General features: G+C 34.2%; 12 protein-coding genes. All 12 read left to right on the forward strand.

Annotated elements, in window-relative coordinates; translation table 11 throughout:
• The first annotated feature begins 4 nt into the window (after positions 1-4).
• Complete coding sequence (locus ACO05S_RS10060; RefSeq protein ID WP_421917883.1) at positions 5-3811, forward strand: efflux RND transporter permease subunit; 3807 nt, start codon at positions 5-7, stop codon at positions 3809-3811.
• Positions 3812-3815: 4 nt separating this feature from the next.
• Complete coding sequence (locus tag ACO05S_RS10065) at positions 3816-5048, forward strand: TolC family protein (RefSeq protein WP_421917884.1); 1233 nt, start codon at positions 3816-3818, stop codon at positions 5046-5048.
• An 11-nt stretch (positions 5049-5059) separates the two neighbouring features.
• On the forward strand, positions 5060-6865 hold the full coding sequence (locus tag ACO05S_RS10070; RefSeq protein WP_421917885.1) for an efflux RND transporter periplasmic adaptor subunit: 1806 nt from the start codon (positions 5060-5062) through the stop codon (positions 6863-6865).
• Positions 6866-6927: 62 nt separating this feature from the next.
• Positions 6928-7743, forward strand: coding sequence for a helix-turn-helix domain-containing protein (locus ACO05S_RS10075; protein WP_421917886.1), 816 nt, complete (start codon positions 6928-6930; stop codon positions 7741-7743).
• Positions 7744-7749: 6 nt separating this feature from the next.
• On the forward strand, positions 7750-8277 hold the full coding sequence (locus ACO05S_RS10080; RefSeq protein ID WP_421917887.1) for a hypothetical protein: 528 nt from the start codon (positions 7750-7752) through the stop codon (positions 8275-8277).
• Between the two features lie 11 nt (positions 8278-8288).
• Positions 8289-8573: a hypothetical protein gene (locus ACO05S_RS10085; RefSeq protein WP_421917888.1), complete on the forward strand. Its 285-nt coding sequence runs from the start codon at positions 8289-8291 to the stop codon at positions 8571-8573.
• Between the two features lie 335 nt (positions 8574-8908).
• Positions 8909-9418 (forward strand): hypothetical protein, encoded by a 510-nt coding sequence (locus ACO05S_RS10090; RefSeq protein ID WP_421917889.1) that lies wholly within the window; start codon positions 8909-8911, stop codon positions 9416-9418.
• Positions 9419-9487: 69 nt separating this feature from the next.
• Positions 9488-11833, forward strand: coding sequence for a copper-transporting P-type ATPase (locus tag ACO05S_RS10095; RefSeq protein WP_421917890.1), 2346 nt, complete (start codon positions 9488-9490; stop codon positions 11831-11833).
• Between the two features lie 22 nt (positions 11834-11855).
• On the forward strand, positions 11856-12245 hold the full coding sequence (locus tag ACO05S_RS10100) for a DUF302 domain-containing protein (protein ID WP_421917891.1): 390 nt from the start codon (positions 11856-11858) through the stop codon (positions 12243-12245).
• A 36-nt stretch (positions 12246-12281) separates the two neighbouring features.
• A complete protein-coding gene (locus tag ACO05S_RS10105) occupies positions 12282-12746 on the forward strand; it encodes a TRASH domain-containing protein (protein ID WP_421917892.1) in 465 nt (154 codons plus the stop codon).
• A gap of 56 nt (positions 12747-12802) precedes the next feature.
• Complete coding sequence (locus ACO05S_RS10110; protein WP_421917893.1) at positions 12803-13318, forward strand: heavy-metal-associated domain-containing protein; 516 nt, start codon at positions 12803-12805, stop codon at positions 13316-13318.
• 25 nt (positions 13319-13343) lie between these two features.
• Entirely contained in the window at positions 13344-13703 is a 360-nt protein-coding gene (locus ACO05S_RS10115; protein WP_421917894.1) for a heavy-metal-associated domain-containing protein, read from the forward strand.
• The last annotated feature ends 371 nt before the right edge of the window (positions 13704-14074 follow it).

The following is a 14074-nucleotide window of genomic DNA, read 5'->3' on the forward strand; positions in this document are numbered from 1 at the left end:
AAGTATGCTTAATAAAATTATTCGTTTTTTCCTTGAGAATAAACTAGTTACTTTTTTGGTGCTAATTGTAATGATTAGCTGGGGGATTATCAATTCTCCTTTTGGTTGGGATACTGGATTTTTGCCAAAGGATCCTGTACCGGTTGATGCAATTCCTGATATAGGAGAAAATCAACAAATTGTTTATACAGAATGGCCTGGGAGATCTCCTCAAGACATTGAGGATCAGATCTCATATCCATTGACAACATCCTTGTTAGGAATTCCTGGTGTAAAAACCATTCGTAGTAATTCTATTTTTGGTCTTTCCAGTATCTATATCATATTTGAAGAAGATATAGAGTTTTATTGGAGCAGGACAAGAATATTAGAAAAGTTGAATTCTCTTCCGGCAGGTACCTTACCAGAGGATGTAACACCAGCTTTAGGGCCGGATGCAACGGCATTAGGGCAGATATACTGGTATACATTAGAGGGTAGAGATAAAGATGGAAATCCTTCCGGTGGTTGGGATCCACATGAGCTGAGAACCATTCAGGACTTTTATGTTCGATATTCGTTAACATCAGCTAAAGGAGTTGCTGAGGTGGCTTCAATTGGTGGTTTTGTTAAAGAATATCAAATCGATATTGATCCAAATGCTATGAAAGCACATGGTGTCAATATACCACAAATTATGGCTGCTGTTAAAAATAGCAACCTTGATATTGGTGCCAGAACAATTGAATTCAATAGAGCTGAATATTTGGTTAGGGCATTAGGATATGTCAAAAATCTGGAAGACATTGAAAAAAGTGTTGTTACAGTTAGAAATAACATTCCAATTAGGTTAAAAGACGTTGCGAAGGTAAATTTTGGGCCAGCCACTCGAAGAGGAGGATTAGATAAAGGAGGATCTGAGGCTGTTGGAGGAGTAGTTGTAGCTAGATATGGTGCAAATCCTTTGCATACCATTGATAATGTAAAAAGCAAAATTGAAGAAATAGAAGCTGGTTTACCTTCTAAAACATTAGCTGATGGAACGGTATCTAAGGTAACAATTGTCCCATTCTATGATCGAACCGGATTAATAAAAGAAACCTTAGGAACTTTAGAGGAGGCAATTACCCTGGAATTATTAATCAGTATACTTGTTGTAATTGTGCTGGTTTTAAATCTCAGAGCCTCTTTCTTAATTTCAAGTCTTCTACCAATAGGTGTTTTAATTACTTTCATTACAATGAGACAATTTGGTGTTGATGCCAATATTGTAGCACTATCAGGTATTGCCATCGCAATTGGTGTAATGGTTGATGTTGGGGTTGTCTTCACGGAAAATATTATTAGGCATGCCGAAGCACCGGAGAATATAGGTGCAAGAGGGAAAAGGCTATTGGAAATTGTTTATACGGGCACCGTCGAGGTTGCAGGAGCTGTTGTTACAGCACTGGCCACTACTATTATTAGTTTCTTACCTGTATTTGCCATGGAAGCTGCAGAAGGGAAACTGTTTAAGCCACTTGCTTTTACAAAGACATTTACGATGTTGGCAGCCTTGTTGATTGGGTTAATAATAATACCAACCCTGGCTCATCTAATTTTTTCAATACGATTCGATAAGAATAAATACAAAAAAGTCTGGAATATCGTATTGATTGTTTTGGGCGTATTTTTATCAATTTACAGTGGGTATTATATTGCTTTGATTATAACGGCATATGGAATTAATGGATTACTCTCAGATCGTTGGCCAGAAAATAAGAAGTCATGGGTAAACTATATTAATATAGCCATAACAGTTGTCGCCGTTGTTTTCTTTCTTACGAAAGCCTGGATGCCACTTGGAGCACAAAATACTTTATTCGCTAACTTTTTATTTGTTATTGCGATTGTGACAATAGTTTTAGGAGCTCTTTCTATGGTAGTTGTGTTCTATCCAAGAATTCTAAAATGGTGTTTAAACAACAAGTGGAAGTTTATGACAGTGCCAATTTTCATTGTTTTGTTTGGTATTTCTGTTTGGCAAGGATTTGATAAAATATTTGGTTTCATGCCAGGTTTTGTAAAAAAGACGGAGGTGTACCAGGATTTAAGTGAATCCATACCAGGTATTGGGAAAGAGTTTATGCCATCACTGGATGAAGGATCATTTTTATTGATGCCAACAACAATGCCTCATTCAGGTATCGAAGAGAATTTGGAAGTGATAAGAATTCTTGACAAAAGAATCAATTCCATTCCTGAAGTTGAAAATGTTGTAGGCAAATGGGGACGAGTTAATTCCGCTCTGGATCCGGCTCCTACATCCATGTATGAAAATGTAATCAACTACAAATCTGAATATATTCTAAATGAATCAGGGCATAGAATGAGATTTAAGGTTGATAAGAATGATGCATTTATTTTAAAAGATGGATCCACTTACAACCCAAGCGAAGAGGGTTTCAAGCTAATTGATAAGGAGAATTTAATCGTTGACAAAAATGGAGAATATTTCAGACAATGGAGAGATGAAATAAAATCACCAAATGACATTTGGGATGAAATCATCAATCAATCGACAATTCCTGGCTTGACCTCTGCTCCTAAATTGCAACCAATTCAAACACGATTGGTAATGTTGCAAACAGGAATGAGAGCTCCAATGGGGATAAAAGTATTCGGTCCGGATTTGGAATCAATTGAGAAAGTTGGATATGAAATAGAGAAACACCTTAAACAGGTTGAAGGTGTACAGGGCATGTCGGTTTTTGCTGATAGAGTTGTTGGTAAGCCATATTTAGAATTGGAAATTGATAGAGATGCGATCTCTCGTCATGGAATTACCGTTAAAAATCTGCAGGCAGTAATAAGTAGCGCGATTGGAGGTATGCAATTAACCACAACGGTTGAAGGTCGTGAAAGATTCCCTGTTCGCTTAAGATATGCAAGAGAATATCGAGATAATCCTGAAGATTTAAAAAAGATATTAATTCCAACATCATCAGGATCTCAAATTCCTTTAGGGGAACTGGTGAAAGTGAATTATGTGAGAGGACCGCAGCTAATTAAATCTGAGAATACATTTTTAGTTGGATATGTAATTTTTGATAAAAAGGAAGGGTACGCAGAAGTTGATGTTGTGGAAAATGCTCAAGCTTATTTGAAGAAGAAGATTGATGATGGAGAATTTGTTGTTCCAGCTGGATTGAGCTATGTATTTACTGGAAATTATGAGAATCAAATTCGTGCAACAAAACGATTAATGATAGTGGTTCCAATTTCTTTAATTGTCATTTTCTTAATTCTATATTTTCAGTTTCGATCTGTAACCTCAACAACTTTGATATTCAGTGGAATTATTGTTGCATTATCAGGAGGTTTTATAATGTTGTGGCTGTATGGACAACCATGGTTTATGAATGGAACTTTAGCAGGTATGAATTTAAGGGATCTGTTTCAAGTCCAAACGATTAACCTTAGTGTTGCAGTATGGGTAGGATTTATAGCCCTGTTCGGTGTAGCTACTGATGATGGAGTGTTAATTAGTACCTACATAAAGCAATTACAGGATAAAAAAACGCCAAAATCGGTTGAAGAGATTAGAGCTTTGATTTTAGAAGCAGGTTCTAAGCGTGTTCGTCCTGCAATGATGACAACAGCAACAACAATTATTGCACTGCTTCCTGTTCTTACATCTACAGGTAAAGGATCTGATATTATGGTGCCAATGGCCATTCCATTGTTTGGAGGAATGACAATTGAAGTACTTACCATGTTTGTTGTACCAGTGTTGTATGGTTTCTGGCAGGAAAGAAAATTGAAATTAGAACTAAAAAAACAAAAGGCATAAAATCATGAGAAAGATAAAAATATACATAACATTCTTACTCCTTTTTACATCGTCGGTTGTTTTGGGTCAGCAGGAGTTGACATCTTACCTGAAATTAGGAGCAGAAAATAATCCAGAGTTAAAAGCCCGTTTTAATGAGTATATGGCGGCTTTAGAAGTGGCACCACAGGTGAAAGCATTACCTGATCCTCAATTGGCATTTGCTTACTTTATAAAACCAGTTGAAACCAGAATGGGACCCCAGGAATTTAAGTTTTCACTTTCTCAAATGTTTCCATGGTTTGGAACATTAAAGGCCAAAGAAAACATTGCTGTTATGAATGCCAAGGCTAAGTATGAAATGTTTGAGGATGCAAAATCGAGATTATTTAGTGATATAAGTGCGAACTTTTATAATATCTATTTTAACAAGAAAGCCATTTCGATAACCAATGACAATCTGAATATTTTAAAGGCATTTCAGAAACTGGCTACCATTAAAGTCGAGGCTGGTTTAGTTTCAGCTGTCGATGAATATCGAATTGAAATGGAAATTGGAGATTTACAAAATCAACTGGCTCTTTTAAAAGACAAGCAACAAGTATTGGAGGTTTCATTTAACAACTTATTAAATACCGATGAATCAATAATAGTTCAAACACCTGAGGTTTTATGGGAAGATGATATTCGCTATACAAAGGAAGCTTTATTGGACTCAGTAAGAAATAACAATCATAAAATATTGGGGATTTCACTTCAGCAGGAGTCGCTTAAATACAAAAAGATTTTGGCTGAAAAACAGGGGAAACCTAGTTTTAATTTAGGTCTTGATTATACGATTGTAGGTAAGGGTGAAAATAATTTGGAGGGTAAGGATGCATTTATTTTTCCCAAGGTTGGAATAACTATTCCTCTTTATCGAAACAAGTATAAGGCAATGGTAAATGAGGTGGTTTACTTGGAAACAGCCAAAGAAATGGATAAAGCAAATACAATGAATATGCTGGAATCTATTTTTGAAAACTCCTGGAAAGAGTATAGAGATGGACATCGTAGGATAGCTTTATACATTTCACAATTAGAGTTAGCCAATAAATCTCTAAATCTGTTGGAAACGGATTACGCAACAGGGAATAAACACTTTGAGGAAATATTAAGAATGGAAAGAAAGGTTTTGAAGTACAATTTGGAACTGGAAAAAGCCAGAGCAGACAAACAAGCTGCAATCGCATTCATCAACTACTTAATGGGTAAATAAATAGTACTGTCATGAAAAATATAATTAATAATATAAAAGAAAATTACAAGTTAGTAATTGCAGTTTTAGTGGTAGGAATACTTCTTGGATTGATATTCTCAGGATCATCGGATAAATATGTAGTTAATTCAAGTAATATTGAAGGACATGAAGGACATAATCATGAATCTGAAGATCCAACTACCTGGACATGTTCAATGCATCCACAAATTAAGCAGGATAAACCTGGGTTATGCCCAATATGTGCGATGGATTTAATTCCTCTTACTTCAATGCAATCGAGCGGTGACGATGTAGACCCTAATGAAATTGTTATGACTGAATCGGCTGCAAAATTAGCCGATATTCAAACCATGATGGTTCAATTGGGAGTTCCCGAAAAATCAATTCGCTTGCAAGGGAAAATTCATGCGGATGAAAGAAATATTTCAGAATTAACTGCAAGATTTGGAGGTAGAATAGAAAAGCTATTTGTGAATTATACTGGTCAAACGGTTCGTAAAGGTGAAAAATTAGCAACGGTTTATTCGCCTGCCTTGGTCACTGCGCAAAGGGAGCTTTTGGAAGCTATTAGTTTTAAGGATACCAGGCCATCATTGTACCAAGCTGCAAGAGGAAAGCTGAAGTTATGGGATTTAACCGAGAAACAAATTGCAGGAATAGAGAAAAAGGGGGAGCCTACCTTATATTTTGATGTTGTTTCACCAATATCAGGAACAGTTACAATGAGACATGTGGCAATAGGTGATTACATTAAGGAAGGAACAAAGCTATTCAAAGTGGTTGATTTATCTAAACTTTGGGTGATGTTTGATGCTTATGAAAGTGATTTGCCATGGGTGAAATTGAATGATAAGGTTGAATTTTCTGTTCAGGCAATACCTGGGAAAAACTACGAAGCGAAAGTAACTTATATTGATCCATTTATTAATGGAAAAACAAGAGTTGCGAAAGTGCGTGCTGAAGTTTCAAACAAAGAACAGTTGTTAAAGCCAGAGATGTTTGTAAATGGAGTAGTTGTGTCAAAAATTGCCGAAGATAGTGATGAGTTACTTATTCCAAAATCATCAATTTTATGGACAGGTAAGCGAGCTATAGTTTATGTGAAAGTACCAGATCGAGAAAGTCCATCTTTTCTATATCGTGAAGTGGTTCTTGGACCTGAGGCAGGATCATTCTTTGTAGTAAAAGAAGGTTTGAGTCAAGGCGAAGAAATTGCGATTAATGGAGTCTTTAAAATAGATGCAGCAGCTCAATTGATTGGCTTACCAAGTATGATGAATCCTGAAGGAGGACAAATGTCTACAGGTCATAATCATGGTGAAATGTCTGTTGATCATTCGAAGCATGAAATTCAAACTTACAATGTTGACAGTAAATTCAAGAATCAACTTACTCAGTTTTATCAAGCGTATTTGTCATTAAATAAAGCATTTGTGAGTTCGGATCCCAATCAAGTTGTATCTCAGTCTAAAGAATTATTAGATCAGCTTGAATCAATAGACATGTCACTTTTGAAGGGAGATGCTCATATGTCGTGGATGGAGGATTTGAAAGTACTTGAATCGAAGTTAAAAGAAATTTCAGATGTGAACGATATTGATAAGCAAAGAATTGCGTTTGCTCCATTTAATCAGGCTTTGTATAAAAGTATAAAATCGTTTGGTCTGGATAAGGTAACAGTTTATTTCCAGTATTGTCCTATGGCTAATGGAGATAAAGGTGCCTATTGGTTTAGTGATTCAGAAGAAATTCGTAATCCATATTTTGGGGATATGATGCTGAAATGTGGAGAAGTGAAGGAAACCATTAAATAGTGGTATTTAGGAGAGGGAGTATCTGCTCCCTCCAAAATAATTGCAATCTAAAATTATTTATCATGAATATTTATAAAGTTGCAAATCTTCGAATTCGAAATAAAGAATTATTGATTCACTCAATAATTGGACTGTTAGTTGGCTTTTTTATTCTACATCCAATAAGTATGATTATTTATTGGTTCGATACAAATGGAATCGATTACAGTTTAATTAATGTGAGTAAGATAATTACTGAAAGTATTGCACACACTTTTAGTTTTCATATGATTGGAATGTCAATAGCATTTTCGATTTTAGGAACTCTAATCGGATTTGGATCAGGTCTCTATTATAGATCCTTAAAAAGAAAGGAAGGAGTGCTTTTAGGAAAAAGGAAATTATTAGAGCAAAGCATTCCCTCGTTGATCAAGGAAGGTGAAAATGAATTTGTTGAGTTTAAGTCTTCTTTACGACATGATTATTATCAGGTAAAAACAAACAAAAACTTAGAACTGGTAATAATGAAATCAATTGCAGGTTTTTTAAATGCCAAAGGCGGAACATTAATTATTGGAGTTAATGATTTTGGAGAAGTTTTGGGGCTTGATAATGATTATTTTACTCTAAAGAAAAATGATAAAGATGGTTTTCAACAAAGATTGATCACTTTGGTAGCAAAAACATTTGGGAAAAATATGTGTGCCTATTTGAATATTTCATTTCATGTAATAAATAAACGCGAAATATGTACGGTTGTAATTAAGCCATCAGAAAGGCCAGTTTACTTAAATGAAAATTCAAGGACTATATTTTATTTGAGGACAGGAAATGTTACCAATCCCCTTACAACTAGCGAAACGGTTAGGTATTTACAATCGCGTCAATTGCTAAAGTAGAATGTTATGAAAACAATGATAGTCACAATGATATTCCTTCTGATTTTAAATATAGATGGGATATCTCAAATAAAGCTTGAAGGAACGGTTAATTCTAAGTATAAATCAATACAGATGGATGATGGAACCTTCAGATATGCGAAATATAATGGTGAGAAAGAGGCAATTTATATCTATAATCTTGACAATACAATATGGAGAACTATCAATCTTCCATTGCCTAAAAATCATCATCTGGATGAAGTAAAATTAATCTCTCAAAAAGTGTTTAATAAAGATGATCTGGTTGAGATTGTTTATTCATGCGTTGAACATACTGTGCCTGATAATTACGAAGATCCCACTGTAGATTTTGGTCAGGTGAAGTTCACTTTGAATATCATTAACGAAATGGGAGAATCTCTTTTAAGAGTGGAGGATAGTAATGAGATGGAAATTGTTAAGTCAAAAGGAGGAACGAAATTACTTGTATATAAACATATAGGTGAAAGTTTTAGTGGTGAAGATCAAACTCTTATTTATAATTTACCTTAAAGTATAATGATATGGAAAATGATTATAAAACAACAATTTTTGTTGCAGAAAATCACTTGTCAGATTCTGAAACCTTATCAGTGTATCAGTTATTTTTTGGAGTTGATGGAGTAAAGGATTTGGCTTGCTATCAGAATAGTATTGAACTTACATATAACCCTATGGTAATAAGTTCCATTGAAATGTTTCAATTCATTATTGATTTGGGTATCAATTCATACAAAGGAAATAAATCAGAACTGTTGGAAGATCAATTTAATATTGACTTCAGTGATTTTAGATTTAATGTATACTAAATTGAATTGAGTGATAATTCGGTTGTTAACTGTGGTAGGTTAACTAGTGGAGAAGGAGTCAGCTTTGAATTGATCCTTGGTTGACTCCTTCAATTAAAAGTATAATAAAGTTTTAATAAATATATAAATCCATGTAATGGTTAGATTCATAGTTTGGTACCTGCCATTCGGCAGGATAGTTTAGGTCTGTAATGTAGGGGGTCAATGTTGATCTTTATCAGATCCCCTACGTTCTTCTGCACAGTAAATGGAATTTAAATGAAATTTTCAATTCGGATTTACATTTTTAAGGATATTAACAATAACAGTTGTTTAACAATTTAAAAAGATGAGTTATGAAATTTAAGCTAGTTATGTTTTTAATTATAGTTGTTTCTTTTTTAATGAGTTGTAGTGATAGTTCTGATTCGGAATTTAATGATATCTCAGGTACATATATCGGAACAATCGCAATAAGTAACAATTTAAAATCAAGTAATGATCTAAATGGTTCTGATGCTACAACTATAGTGCAATTTCAAGGAGACCAAATAGAAGTACACTGCTTTGGTGAAGCATTAGATACAACTCTTATCCTAGATTATTATCATCATAGAGATAGTGTATTTGTTTGTCATACTGGTGAGGAATTCGAAAACTTATATGGTCATATGAAAGGGCAAGGACACATGTCTGGAGGTATGATGGATGATATGCATGATGATGAGACAGAGTGGATGCATCATTTAAATGATGAGCATGAATTAAATGATGAACACTTTGGTGGTTTTGATCTACAAAAACATTCATTTAGTTTTTTGTTTAAAATGGAAGATGGTGATTATTTGTTTAGCGGGACGAAATAAAATTGGACTAAATTAAAAAGTCAAAATGCCCAATTGTGATAGTGGTGAATAGTTTTAAAATTATTAGATATGAATGATAAAAGTAATACAGCGGGTCATGATTGTTGTTCATCTCAGCATGAAAATAATAGAGATGTTATTCTAGGCTATTCTTGTCCAATGCAATGCGAGGGTGACAAAGTGTATCCTGAGGAAGGGAAATGTCCAGTGTGTAAGATGAAATTGGATGTTGTTGTTATTCGAAATAATCAGAAAGAATCTTCTCAAAAAGTCATTCAAGGAAGTAAGGTGACAAATCATTTTGGTAATAAATATTATTGCCCAATGATGTGTGAGGGCGACAAAAAATATGACAAGCCGGGCGACTGCCCAGTTTGTGGAATGGACCTTGTTGCTGAACAAGCAGAAGAAATAGGAGATGATAAAACTTACACACAGGTAAAGCATAAATTTATGGTTGCTTTATTATTATGTGTTCCTGTTTTTGTGATCGCAATGTCTGATCTTTTTGCTCTAAACTTAGATTTGATAGCACCAAAATATTTGTGGGGATGGATGGAATTAATTTTGACTACACCAATTGTATTTTATTCAAGCTGGACTTTTTTTATTCGTGGTTGGAAGTCAATTAAAACTTGGAATCCTAACATGTGGACTTTAATATCAATAGGAGTAGGTAGTGCTTATGTTTTTAGTGTAATTGCAATTGTTGCCCCAGATATTTTTCCACATCAATTTAAAGATGTTTCAGGTAATGTTCATCTTTATTTTGAGGCCGCTGCAGTAATTTTGACTCTTGTGTTACTTGGTCAGTTACTTGAATTAAGGGCACATGGCAAAACCAATGCTGCCATAAAAGCTTTACTAAACCTTTCTCCTCCAGTGGCAAATAGAATTAAAAATGGTCAAGAGGAGGAAATACTTTTAGATCAGGTTCAGATAGGTGATGTATTGAGAGTGAAACCTGGAGAAAAAATACCCGTTGATGGATGTATAATTAAGGGAGAGGCAGTAATCGATGAAAGTATGATTACCGGAGAGTCAATTCCTGTAGAAAAATTTATAGGTGATAAAGTTACTGGAGGCACTATAAACGGAAAAACATCTTTTGATTTTCAAGCTGAAAAAATTGGTTCGGATACCCTCTTGGCTCAAATTATTGCAATGGTTAATGAAGCAAGTCATTCAAAAGCTCCAATTCAGAAGATTGCTGATTTAGTGGCAAAATATTTTGTAATTGTTGTTTTAATAATTGCTATTAGCACATTTATTGTCTGGGCTATTTTTGGTCCAGAGCCAGCTTATGTATATGCATTTATCAATTCTGTATCGGTTCTAATAATTGCCTGTCCTTGTGCATTGGGATTAGCAACTCCTGTTTCTGTTATGGTTGGAACAGGTCGAGGAGCTCAGTCTGGGGTTTTGGTTAAGGATGCCCGTTCAATTGAAGAAATGAATAAAGTAGATATTTTGATTGTTGATAAAACAGGCACGCTTACAGAAGGAAAACCTACGCTTAAAACCTATCATTCATTTACAAACTTAAGCAATGAGGAGGTTTTACAATTGGCAGCCTCAGTTGATGCTCATAGTGAACATCCAGTGGCGGAAGCCATTGTTAAAGGAGCTAAAAATCTGGGAATTGAACTTTTTGCGGTTAGCAAATTTGAATCAATTACTGGGAAAGGAGTGAAAGCCATTTATAAGGAAAAGCCTATTTACCTTGGAAATAAACGTTTGTTGGAAGAGTGTGAGATTGATTTGACAGAACTTCAGGTCGATCTTGTTATCAAAAAACAGAGTTTGGGAGAAACGGTAATGTTTTTAATTGCCGATAATCAGTTGGAAGGAATAATTAGTGTTTCTGATAAATTAAAACCATCCTCACATGAAGCAATTAAGAAACTTCAAAAGATGAATGTTTCTGTATATATGCTTACTGGGGATAATGAGAATACTGCCAAGGCAGTTTCAGGAGAGCTTAAGTTGGATGGGTTTACAGCCGACTGCTTACCTGAGGATAAATTTAGGAGAGTAAAAGAATTACAGGGAAAGGGACACGTTGTAGCTATGGCAGGAGATGGAATAAATGATGCTCCTGCTCTGGAACTTGCAAATGTTGGAATTGCAATGGGGACAGGAACTGATATTGCAATGCAAAGTGCAGAAATAACCCTTGTAAAAGGGAATCTTAATGGAATTGTTCGCTCAAGAGAATTAAGTATTCATGTAATGCGTAATATAAAGCAAAATCTTTTTTTTGCGTTCATATATAATGCGCTTGGAATTCCTATTGCTGCGGGTCTGTTGTATCCATTTTTCGGTTTGTTACTCAGTCCCATAATAGCTGCCGTTGCAATGAGTTTTAGTTCTGTATCTGTCATAACAAATGCATTACGTTTAAGAAAAATTTAATCATAATTAAAATCAAAAATAGATGACATATTATAATGCAAAAGTAATTGAATCAAGTTTCGAAAAGGCAGAGGAACAGGTTCGAGAAAAGTTGAGTAAGGTGGGATTTGGAGTTCTTACTGAAATAAATCTTCAGGAAAAATTCAATGAAAAACTAGGAGTTGATTTTCGTAGGTACAAGATATTAGGTGCTTGTAATCCGCAATTTGCCTATCAGGCGGTGAAGTTGGAGGATAAGATTGGAACGCTCTTGCCTTGTAATGTAGTAATACAGGAGCTAGATAATTCTAAAATTGAAATTTCTGTGATTAATCCTATTGCTAGCATGACGGTCGTTGACAATAAGGAAGTAGAAGAGATAGCTAATGATGTTACAATTCTTTTAAGAAATTTCATAGAGTCTATAGATTAACAATCTAATTCGAGTGGATAGTAAAAATTAGGTATCATGAGACGAAGAGTTGGTAAAAAACTTGCAAAAGCAAAACAAGAGAAAACAAACAAATTAAATGGATTTTTGCTACTGGGAGGTATACTATTGCTTGTTACAGTCGCTTTGTACGGTCCTAAATTATTTAATAGAACTAATCAAAGTGAAATTATTGCTTCTCAACATATTGGCAAAAATATCCCTTTGAATAAAGTATGTATGGTTAGAGGTGATATTAAAGCTAAAGATACTCACATGCTTCGTATTGGTGATAAAGTATACTTTGGCTGTTGTCAGAAGTGTTTATCTAAATTAAAAAACAATGTTAACAATGTTCAGTATGCTTCTGATCCAGCAACAGGCAAAATGATCAATAAAGCAGAAGCTCTAATTAAGCTTAATCCTATCAATTCTAATAAGGTATTGTTTTTTGAATCACAAGAAACATATGATCAATATTTGAAACTGATTTTAAATGAATAGGTGCTGATATTAACAACTATTAAATAAAAGAGTAAGTAATAATTAAAATTTAAAACATGAAAATTAAAGCATTTTATTTGGTATTAACTGTGCTCCTTATGGGGACTGCAATTGCTAACGGACAATCAAAAAAAGAAGAATTTAAAGTATATGGTAATTGTGGAATGTGCGAGAATCGTATTGAAAAAGCAGCTTTATCGGTAGAAGGAGTAACAGTTGCAGAATGGAATAAGGAATCAAAAATTATTAGCGTGACATTTAATGGTTCAAAGACAAAAGTTCATGAGATTCATAAGGCGATTGCTAATGTAGGCCATGATACTGAGATGCATAAAGCAAAAAATGAGGTTTATAGTAAACTTCCAGGATGCTGCCAATATCAGAGAGTAGCTTTAACATCTGGACATTCTCATAATCACAAGGAACATTCAGGTTGTAGTCACAATACAGATAAAAAATCTTCTGATCATTCAGGATGTAGCCATAAAGGAAAAAATATTTCTAAAAAGTCAGAATGTTCACATGCACATAAAAAGCAGAGCAGTTCATGTTGTAACAAAACGAAAGAATAATATTAACATTAAAAATTAAAATAAGATGATTTTAAAAAAAATAGCACTTATAGGATTATTATTGTGCAGTGGTTTAGGCTTGATGGCTCAAGAAACATCAAAGAAGTTTAAGGTATACGGTAACTGTGGAATGTGTGAGAGTCGAATTGAGAAAGCTGCCTTATCGGTAGAAGGAGTATCAATAGCAGATTGGGATAAAACTACAAAAATGATTAATGTTAAATTTGACAAATCTAAAACAGATGTGCATAAAATTCATATGGCAATTGCCAATTCAGGTCATGATACAGAAATGCACAAGGCCAAAGATGAAGTTTATAACAAACTTCATGGTTGCTGCCAATATATAAGGTCCAACAAAGATCAGATGGATCATAAGCATTAATTTTTTGATTTAAATATTATAAGGAGAATTGTATTACTTCCTATGCTGAGAAGAATAGGAGGAGTTGATTAAATGCTTAGTTTTGATTCAGGATTCACCTTTATAATAGAGAGGAAAAGGCCGTTAACTTAACGGTCTTTTTTTAGTTAATTTCATACGTTTGGACTATTAGGCTATTTAAGAAATGGTATTATGTAATCATGCAAAAATGATATAGATGCAGTAATTTATGCATAGTTGTCGAATTGCGTCTGGTATGATTAATTAGGAAAAGCTGTTGAAATTCTATACGAGTAAACAAATGAATTGAATTATAAAGGTTTGTAAAGAGGACTTTTTAAAGGCAAAGTCTGAAATCCAATAAATTAAAA

The sequence above is a fragment of the Marinifilum sp. genome, assembly GCF_965230805.1.
GTDB lineage: Bacteria > Bacteroidota > Bacteroidia > Bacteroidales > Marinifilaceae > Marinifilum.

What these genes read in the sequence shown, in the direction of transcription:
- ACO05S_RS10060 (WP_421917883.1), top strand. Translation starts at nt 5, where the DNA reads ATGCTTAATAAAATTATTCGTTTTTTCCTTGAGAATAAACTAGTTACT.
- ACO05S_RS10065 (WP_421917884.1), top strand. Translation starts at nt 3,816, where the DNA reads ATGAGAAAGATAAAAATATACATAACATTCTTACTCCTTTTTACATCG.
- ACO05S_RS10070 (WP_421917885.1), top strand. Translation starts at nt 5,060, where the DNA reads ATGAAAAATATAATTAATAATATAAAAGAAAATTACAAGTTAGTAATT.
- ACO05S_RS10075 (WP_421917886.1), top strand. Translation starts at nt 6,928, where the DNA reads ATGAATATTTATAAAGTTGCAAATCTTCGAATTCGAAATAAAGAATTA.
- ACO05S_RS10080 (WP_421917887.1), top strand. Translation starts at nt 7,750, where the DNA reads ATGAAAACAATGATAGTCACAATGATATTCCTTCTGATTTTAAATATA.
- ACO05S_RS10085 (WP_421917888.1), top strand. Translation starts at nt 8,289, where the DNA reads ATGGAAAATGATTATAAAACAACAATTTTTGTTGCAGAAAATCACTTG.
- ACO05S_RS10090 (WP_421917889.1), top strand. Translation starts at nt 8,909, where the DNA reads ATGAAATTTAAGCTAGTTATGTTTTTAATTATAGTTGTTTCTTTTTTA.
- ACO05S_RS10095 (WP_421917890.1), top strand. Translation starts at nt 9,488, where the DNA reads ATGAATGATAAAAGTAATACAGCGGGTCATGATTGTTGTTCATCTCAG.
- ACO05S_RS10100 (WP_421917891.1), top strand. Translation starts at nt 11,856, where the DNA reads ATGACATATTATAATGCAAAAGTAATTGAATCAAGTTTCGAAAAGGCA.
- ACO05S_RS10105 (WP_421917892.1), top strand. Translation starts at nt 12,282, where the DNA reads ATGAGACGAAGAGTTGGTAAAAAACTTGCAAAAGCAAAACAAGAGAAA.
- ACO05S_RS10110 (WP_421917893.1), top strand. Translation starts at nt 12,803, where the DNA reads ATGAAAATTAAAGCATTTTATTTGGTATTAACTGTGCTCCTTATGGGG.
- ACO05S_RS10115 (WP_421917894.1), top strand. Translation starts at nt 13,344, where the DNA reads ATGATTTTAAAAAAAATAGCACTTATAGGATTATTATTGTGCAGTGGT.